This window comes from Enterococcus sp. HMSC076E04 (assembly GCF_001814285.1).
In the GTDB taxonomy this organism is placed as follows: Bacteria; Bacillota; Bacilli; order Lactobacillales; family Enterococcaceae; genus Enterococcus_B; species Enterococcus_B lactis.
In genome coordinates, this window is record NZ_KV815627.1 from 1 (window position 1) to 8,031 (window position 8,031).

Genomic DNA, 8,031 nt, shown 5'->3' on the forward strand with positions numbered 1-8,031 from the left:
TAACACGTGAAAATATTTCATAGGTAAAAGAAGCGTGACAATTTATGACAAATCCACGTTTTTTGTAATAAACACAGTAATTTATGAAATGAAAAGGATTACGTTTAAGAAAAACTAATTTTTTTCATTTATTTTTACTATACATCTATATTTAAGAAAGTGTTAAGGTATATTTTTCTCTATGAAAAGTTTTTGCAGATACATAAAAAAGGAAGATTAAATGAGAATTTAATAGCGTTTCTATTAAAATTACAATTGTAATTTAAAAGTGCTTGACATTGCATGTGAAATCACTTACTTTTAGTGAGTAAAAATATTAAATGAAGGAGCTACATAATGAAAAAGAAAATTATTGCTGGTGGGATCGTGGTTGCATTTCTATGTCTAATTGGCTACACAGGCACGCGTTACGCAAATGAAATTATTTTGTGGGGTGGAGAGACAGATATCGATACAATCAATGAGAATCTGACACAGCTTGACCATACGTTGACAGATAAAGAGCAAAAGATTACAGATCTTACCGCACAACTAGCACAAAAAGAACAGACATTGCAAGATTCAAAGGCAGATGTCCAAGAATACCAAGCAAAAGTAAATGAATTAGAAAACCAAAAAAATCAATCGGCAGCAGAAAAACAAAACTTAGAAAGTCAATTAGTCAGCAAGGATGCACAACTACAAAGCAAACAAAATGAAATCAATGCGAAACTAGACGAAATCAACCAAAAAAATGATGAAATCAATCGTTTGAATGCAGATTGGACGGCAAGACTACAAGAAGCACAAGCAAAACTTTCAGAATTACAAAATACTGTAAATGGTTTGAACCAACAAATCGCAACACTGACACAAGAAAAAGAAAATTTAGAAACTCAGTTAGCAGATACACAAAAAAAATTAGACGAAGCAACTGCTGAAAACACAAGTTTGAAACAATATATTCAAAAGTTAGAAAAAGCAAAAGGCGAAGTGGAAGATACAGCTGATAAATCTCAACAAATCGTTGAAGAACATTTGAGTAAATAATCTTTCATGATAAGTAACCCTTGATCAGCAATGCGGCGACAGCAATTATGCTGTTGCCGCTTTTTTGTTAATAAGTAGTCCTTCATCGTCGCAAGAAGAGTTATATGTTCGTTAAGAAAAATAGCTGGACAAAAAAATCACAAGATAAAAAGTGTTTCTTCTTTACAAAAGGGAATGTATGTTCGTATAATAGTAATGAGGTGAAGGCAATGGAGATAAAATATGGAACAGTAGATAAGATTCGTACGTTGCAGGTCAGCGCCAGACCACTGATTCGTTTTAGCTTAAATGAGGTCAATTGTTTGATTGCTTCCCATAGTTTGAACTTCCTAGCTGAAGTAGACGAAGGGATGAAACTAGTTGTTACAGGATATTACAATAATAGAAAACAATTCGTGGTGAGATCTTATCATGTGTTAGGAAAACCAAAAATTGTGGTAGAATATGAGAAAAGTCTATACCCAAGAAAAAAGGTCCAATAAGATGAAAGAATGAACGAGAAAAAGAAAAGCGGCTGAGACAAAAATGTCCTAGCCGCTTGTTTTGAAAGAAAAATGCAGACGATGGGATTTGAACCCACACGAGCGTACGCTCACAAGACCCTCAATCTTGCATGTCTGCCGTTCCATCACGTCTGCATAAATAATAACACAATAATGATAGCGAAGTTTTACATAGTTGTCAAGCTCAAAAAGTGGGAGGTCTTATGAAGATGGAGAAATATGACGGAGAATTTTCAGGACTGGGGATGATCCTAGGCATATTGATTGGCCTTGCATTTGGTCGTTTTCTATTTGGGTTGATGCTGGGAATCATTTGTGGGATTGCAATGGATTGGGCAGCAAATCTATGGAATGACTATCATGACCAGTAAGTTCTCAGCGCTTCTCAGCGTTTTTCTGATACTTATGTTTTTCCTAAATAAGTGGCAAATTTTTCTAGAATGGAGTATGATATTGAAATAGTAAATAACAAAAAATTTGGAAAGTTCTAACTTTTTGAAATGAGGGATTGGCTAAGTGATGAGAGAATTTGAAAAATCCAGCAAATTAGAAGGTGTTAGTTACGACGTTCGCGGTCCGGTTCTAGAAGAAGCAGAGCGGATGCAAGAAGAGGGCATCAGTATTTTAAAATTGAATACAGGAAATCCCGCACCTTTTGGATTCGAGGCACCAAACGAAGTCATTCGTGATTTGATCATGAATGCCCGTGATTCAGAAGGCTACTCAGACTCTAAGGGAATTTTTTCTGCTAGAAAAGCAATTGAGCAATATTGTCAACTGAAACATTTTCCGAATGTGACGATCAATGATATCTATACCGGAAACGGAGTCAGCGAACTGATCACGATGTGTATGCAAGGGTTGCTAGACAATGGAGATGAAGTACTGGTTCCAATGCCGGACTATCCGTTGTGGACTGCCTCGATTGCTTTAGCTGGAGGTACACCTGTTCATTATATTTGCGATGAAGAGGCAGAATGGTATCCTGATATTGATGATATCAAATCAAAAATAACGAGTCGGACAAAAGCGATCGTCATCATCAATCCTAATAATCCTACTGGGGCACTTTATCCAAAAGAATTATTAGAAGAAATCGTTGAAGTAGCCCGACAAAACAACCTGATTATTTATTCTGATGAAATTTATGACCGCTTAGTGATGGATGGCCTAGAACATATTCCGATTGCTACATTAGCGACTGATTTGTTCGTTGTTACGCTGAACGGTCTATCCAAGTCTCATCGTGTGGCAGGCTTTCGAGTCGGCTGGATGGTCCTAAGCGGAGATAAATCACACGTCAAAGGCTATATAGAAGGGCTGAATATGTTGTCTTCCATGCGTTTGTGTTCCAACGTCTTGTCTCAGCAAATCATCCAAACGGCGCTGGGCGGTTATCAAAGTGTTGATGAGCTGCTCCTGCCAGGCGGAAGGATCTATGAGCAAAGAGAATATATCTATAATGCAATCAATGATATTCCTGGTCTTTCAGCTGTAAAACCAAAAGCTGCTTTTTATATATTCCCTAAAATCGATACAAAACGATTCAATATTTTGGATGATGAAAAATTCGTCTTGGACTTTTTACATGAACATCATATTCTGCTCGTACACGGTGGCGGATTCAATTGGAACCAGCCAGATCATTTTCGGATCGTCTATCTTCCTAAAATGGATGATTTGAAACAAACGGCTAAGAAAATGAGAGAATTTTTAGCGACATATCGACAAAAGTGACTTTAAAAAAAGCAAATTTTCCAGAAAGAGAGCCACAGACAAATGTACTGAGGCTCTCTTTCTAATGGAGATCTCTTAAATAACTAAAGTCATATTATTTAGTTGCAAGTCTTTTCTTGAAGTTTGCGACTTCCTAAAGTAAAATACGGATAGAATGCGAATACGCATATTTTGGGGAGGATACTTATGGAAACGTTAATCGAGTCCTTTGGCACGATCATTAAAGAGATTCGAAAAGAACAAAAAATGACGCAAAAGATGCTTTCGCAAGATATTTGTTCACAAAGTGTACTAAGCCGGATCGAAAATAATGAGGAACTGCCGAATGTATTGGTGATGATGCAGATTTGTCAACGGCTAGGAGTAACGATTGATCATGTGATGAATCTCTCTCGAAAAACTACTCGGACAAACGATAAATTATTTGAACTGTTGGATAGTTGTTTCCAAAAACGTGATTATCGCAAGTTAGAACAAGTACTAAAATCTTCTGATATTTCTGAGAATCTGTATCAAGCAACTGACTTTCAACGATATTATTATTATCTCGGTGTTTGTGAATTCACGTTGCGTCAAAATATTTCTCAGTCTCTTTATTATTTAAAAGAAGCATTAAGCTACTCTAGCCAAAAAGAAAGAATCCATGTCTCTGACACAGAAATACAACTGATTAGTTGTATCGGAAAAATATATGGTGTGGCAGGAAAAACTGCTGAAGCCCGCTACTATTTGAGTCGAAGCATCCAACTGCTGCATCAATCAGCTGATGAACGATCAAAAAGTGAATTTTCGCAAATTTTTTATAATTATGGAAATTTCTTATTCCATCAAAATGAAATTGACGAAGCACTAGAGCAGGTGAACCAAGGAATCTATTGGGCTCAAGAGAAAAATAGTTACTATTATCTCAATGATTTATTTGTGCTTAAGAGCTTGATATACAAGCGTAAAGAAGAACCAGAAAGAGCAGCATTTTATGAAGGATTGGCACAAGCTGTGAAACAAATTTCAAAAAATCTATAAATGGTGTAGACCATTCTTGACTTCTTCTCTAAATAAGAGTACTTTAGAGGTAGAAAAACAAAGGGAGAGAATAGAATGAGAACTTTTATCTATGCTGACAAATTCTTTTTAGCGTCAGGCGTCAAAAATGCAGGCTATCTTGAAATTACCGATGGGCTTTTTGGTGAATACACCAAAGAACTACCTGAGGGAGAAGTCAACATCATTGACCAAAGCGGCAAATGGATTGCTCCTGGTTTGGTAGATACACATATTCACGGCTATATGAATCATGATGTAATGGACAACGATGCAGAAGGTATCAAAGTGATGTCTGAAGGTCTATTATCTTGTGGAGTGACTTCATTTTTACCAACAACATTGACGTCAAGCAAAGAACGTTTAAAAGATGTAGCTGAGACAATCGGCAAAATGTATCAAGAAGCACCAGGAGCTAAAATCAAAGGAATCTATTTTGAAGGTCCTTTCTTCACAGAAGAACACAAAGGGGCACAAAACCCAAGTTATTTCGGTGATCCTGATTTGGATACTTTCCATGAATGGCAAGAAGCTTCAGGCGGTTTGATCAAAAAAATTGCTTTAGCACCGGAACGTCAAGGTGTAGAAGAGTTTGTCAAACAAGTGACTGAAGAAGGAGTAGTTGTTTCTCTAGGGCACAGTAACGCTACGCTAGAAGAAGCGCAAAAAGCTGTTGAAGCAGGCGCCAGCGTGTTTGTCCATGCTTTCAATGGGATGCGCGGATTGAATCATCGCGAACCAGGTATGGTAGGTGCGTTATTATCTTTAGAACATGTCTTTTCTGAATTGATTTGTGACGGACATCATGTACATCCAAATGCGGCAGGAATCCTAATGGAAAAAGCAGGACATGAGCATGTCGCTTTGATTACAGACTGTATGATGGCCGGTGGGATGCCTGATGGAAATTACAATTTAGGTGAATTTCCGGTAGTAGTAAAAGAAGGAACGGCACGTTTGGAATCTGGCAACTTAGCTGGAAGCATCTTGAAATTGAAAGAAGCAATTAAGAATGTCGTGGATTGGGGACTAGCAACACCAGAACAAGCAGTCATGATGGCTAGTCTGATTCCAGCAATCAGTTGTAAAATCGATGACACATGTGGAAAAATCGCTCAAGGACGCGACGCAGACTTTATCGTATTGAACCCTGATATGACATTGGAAGCAACTTATCTAGATGGTGTGGAACGTTTCCACGCATAATATAATCTAAGATAGAGGCTGGGACAGAAGCGTTTAACTCCAAGAAATAAGAAGGAATTCACGAAAATTGCTTTTCAAATCTTTGTGAATTTCAGCTTATTTCCGAAGGAGTTGCTTCTGCTTCCGCCGTTTATACGTGTTTAGAGCGTGAGACAAAAGTGTTCTTTACTTTTGTCCCACGCTCCTTTTTGTGTTCTAACGAATATCACTTTACATAAGTTTCAAAAGTTTCTTTAATTCCTTATTGTTCAATAGTTAACAATATAAAGATAAAATAAAAAATATTAATACGTATTAGCTGAATAAAAGCATTTTGAATTGTGAATAAATGAACATTAATAGGAGGAAAAAGATGAATTTATTTGATATTTTCCGATCGACTTTGACAGATATGTCGATTGTTAGTGCAATCACTTCAACAGTTTTTATTATATTATTAGGGTTTATTTGTAGAAAAAAGGAAATTTTTTCTGAATCTGTTGGAAAAATCCTATCGAAAGTTGTCTTAACAGCGGCTCTGCCAGCACTTGCATTTCGAGCTTTCATGCAAGATATCAATACAGAACTATTGATGCAAGGAATCAATGTCTTGATTTGGGGGTTAGTGATTTATATTATTCTTATTCTAGTTTCAAGACCATTTTTCTTAAGTTATAAAGGGGATAAGCAATCAACGTTGCGTGTCCTGACAATCTTTGGTTCTACGACCTTTTTCGGGACACCGATTGTCAGTGCGATTTATGGACCGGTCGGCGTGATGTATTCCTCGATTTTCAACATTGGTTATCGGATCTTTTTGTATTCTTATGGATACATAAAAATGAGTGGCTTGAAGATGGAAGCCAAAAATATCAAAGCGATGTTCGTTAATCCAATCATCATCGCTACTTTTGCCGGCCTTTTCATTTGGCTTTTCCAAGGATATCTTCCATAAGTGTCAGTTACAGGTGCAGAAGGAGAGATAAGCCAAGTAGCGTTTTTGCGAATTGACCAGACAGCACCTTGGCTATTTCAGCCAATGGATTATTTAGCTGGTTTAAGTTCGCCATTGGCATGGCTAGCAATCGGCGCAACATTAGGTGAAGTAAGTTTCAAAAAAGCTGCTTCTGAAAAAACATCATGGTATTACAGTTTAGTCAAAGTGGTATTTGTACCTGCGTTGAATATCGTGATTTTAGCAGTTTTGACGGCAACAAATATTCTACCGGTCAATTTTGAAGCACTGGCAACGATTGTTATCATGATGGCTACACCAGCCGCAACTGTGGCAGCAGCCTATGCTATCAGTTTTGATAGGGAGGCACTTTTAGCCTCTAATGCATCCTTACTGTCAACTATTTTTGCTATAGTACTGACACCTGTATGGATCGTTGTATTGCAAATGATTCACGGCATAGGTTTGTTTTGATAGGAAATGGAGGAGGAAAGTATGAGAATCGCATGTTATGGTGTTCGTCCGAATGAGATCGATTTTTTTGAGCAATTGAATATTTACCATTATGAACTGAGTCTTTATGAAGAACTACTGACGCATGACAATATTGAATCAGCTAAGGCCCATGATGCTGTACTGCTGAGAGGAAATTGTATAGCAGATGAGATCAATCTTGCAAAAATGCAGAAATATGGGATTCGCTATGTTTTTACCCGAACTGTGGGAGTCAATCATATCAATCTACAAGCGGCAGCTGATTTTGGTATGACAGTAGCCCGTGTCCCATCATATTCGCCAAATGCTATAGCAGAATTATCTTTGACTTTTGCCATGATGCTTTTGAGAAATACAGCGTATACGACGATCCGAACATCTTTCAAAGATTTTCGAGTGGATGAACAAATGTTTAGCCGTGAAATCAGAAATTGCACAGTAGGTATCATAGGAACAGGCAGAATAGGATTGACGGAAGCGATTTTGTTTAAGGGGCTAGGAGCCAAAGTGATCGGCTATGATATCCATCAGACAGAAGCTGCTAAAAAAGTATTGACGTTTCACTCACTCGAAGAATTGTTAGCAAAAAGCGATATCGTCAGTATCCATGTACCTCACATCCCAGGTGAAAACGATCAAATGATCAATGAAGGATTTTTGGCTCAAATGAAAAGAGGCAGTATCTTGATCAATACAGCTCGTGGAGAGCTTCAAGATAATGCAGCTATTTTAAGAGCTTTGAAAAGCAATCATTTAGCTGGTTTTGCAACCGATGTTTTTGCAAATGAAACAGATGTCTTTTTCCGATCTTTCAAGCCATGGGAGACGATTCCAGATCCTGCTATCCAGCAACTAGTAGAATTGTACCCTGGAGTTCTTATAACCCCTCATGTAGGTTCAAATACAGATGAGGCATTGTCAAATATGATTTCGACAAGCTTCGAGAACTTCCGCGAAATAATAGAAACTGGAAAAACGAAAAATGAGGTATCTCTTCCTAAAGCGCGTCAATTAAAATAAGGAAACATGGGCACGCACCATTAATATGTTTAAAAATAGAGGTTGTGACAGAAGTGGTCAGCTTCA

Annotated in this window: 7 protein-coding genes, 1 tRNA gene and 1 pseudogene; 8 read left to right on the forward strand and 1 reads right to left on the reverse strand. The window is 37.5% G+C overall.

What is annotated here, in order from left to right; genetic code table 11:
- The first annotated feature begins 336 nt into the window (after positions 1–336).
- Both HMPREF2961_RS10860 and HMPREF2961_RS10865 read left to right on the forward strand, forming a co-directional pair.
- Complete coding sequence (locus tag HMPREF2961_RS10860; protein WP_002315181.1) at positions 337–1,029, forward strand: hypothetical protein; 693 nt, start codon at positions 337–339, stop codon at positions 1,027–1,029.
- Positions 1,030–1,238: 209 nt separating this feature from the next.
- Entirely contained in the window at positions 1,239–1,511 is a 273-nt protein-coding gene (locus HMPREF2961_RS10865; RefSeq protein WP_002292700.1) for a hypothetical protein, read from the forward strand.
- Between the two features lie 73 nt (positions 1,512–1,584).
- Here the strand turns inward: HMPREF2961_RS10865 and HMPREF2961_RS10870 are convergent.
- A tRNA-Leu gene (locus HMPREF2961_RS10870) sits at positions 1,585–1,667 on the reverse strand.
- Between the two features lie 74 nt (positions 1,668–1,741).
- Between HMPREF2961_RS10870 and HMPREF2961_RS15450 the strand changes: the two genes are divergently transcribed.
- The 6 genes and pseudogenes from HMPREF2961_RS15450 to HMPREF2961_RS10900 all read left to right on the forward strand — a co-directional run bounded on the left by HMPREF2961_RS15450 (position 1,742) and on the right by HMPREF2961_RS10900 (position 7,965).
- Entirely contained in the window at positions 1,742–1,903 is a 162-nt protein-coding gene (locus tag HMPREF2961_RS15450) for a hypothetical protein (RefSeq protein ID WP_002335007.1), read from the forward strand.
- 148 nt (positions 1,904–2,051) lie between these two features.
- Positions 2,052–3,269, forward strand: a complete 1,218-nt coding sequence (locus HMPREF2961_RS10880) for a pyridoxal phosphate-dependent aminotransferase (protein WP_070704793.1) — start codon at positions 2,052–2,054, stop codon at positions 3,267–3,269.
- A gap of 186 nt (positions 3,270–3,455) precedes the next feature.
- Positions 3,456–4,292: a helix-turn-helix domain-containing protein gene (locus HMPREF2961_RS10885; RefSeq protein WP_002292704.1), complete on the forward strand. Its 837-nt coding sequence runs from the start codon at positions 3,456–3,458 to the stop codon at positions 4,290–4,292.
- A gap of 75 nt (positions 4,293–4,367) precedes the next feature.
- Positions 4,368–5,516: an N-acetylglucosamine-6-phosphate deacetylase gene (gene nagA / locus HMPREF2961_RS10890; protein ID WP_002292705.1), complete on the forward strand. Its 1,149-nt coding sequence runs from the start codon at positions 4,368–4,370 to the stop codon at positions 5,514–5,516.
- Between the two features lie 352 nt (positions 5,517–5,868).
- Positions 5,869–6,924, forward strand: a pseudogene (locus HMPREF2961_RS10895) (AEC family transporter).
- 21 nt (positions 6,925–6,945) lie between these two features.
- Positions 6,946–7,965: a 2-hydroxyacid dehydrogenase gene (locus HMPREF2961_RS10900; RefSeq protein WP_070704774.1), complete on the forward strand. Its 1,020-nt coding sequence runs from the start codon at positions 6,946–6,948 to the stop codon at positions 7,963–7,965.
- Positions 7,966–8,031: the final 66 nt, after the last annotated feature.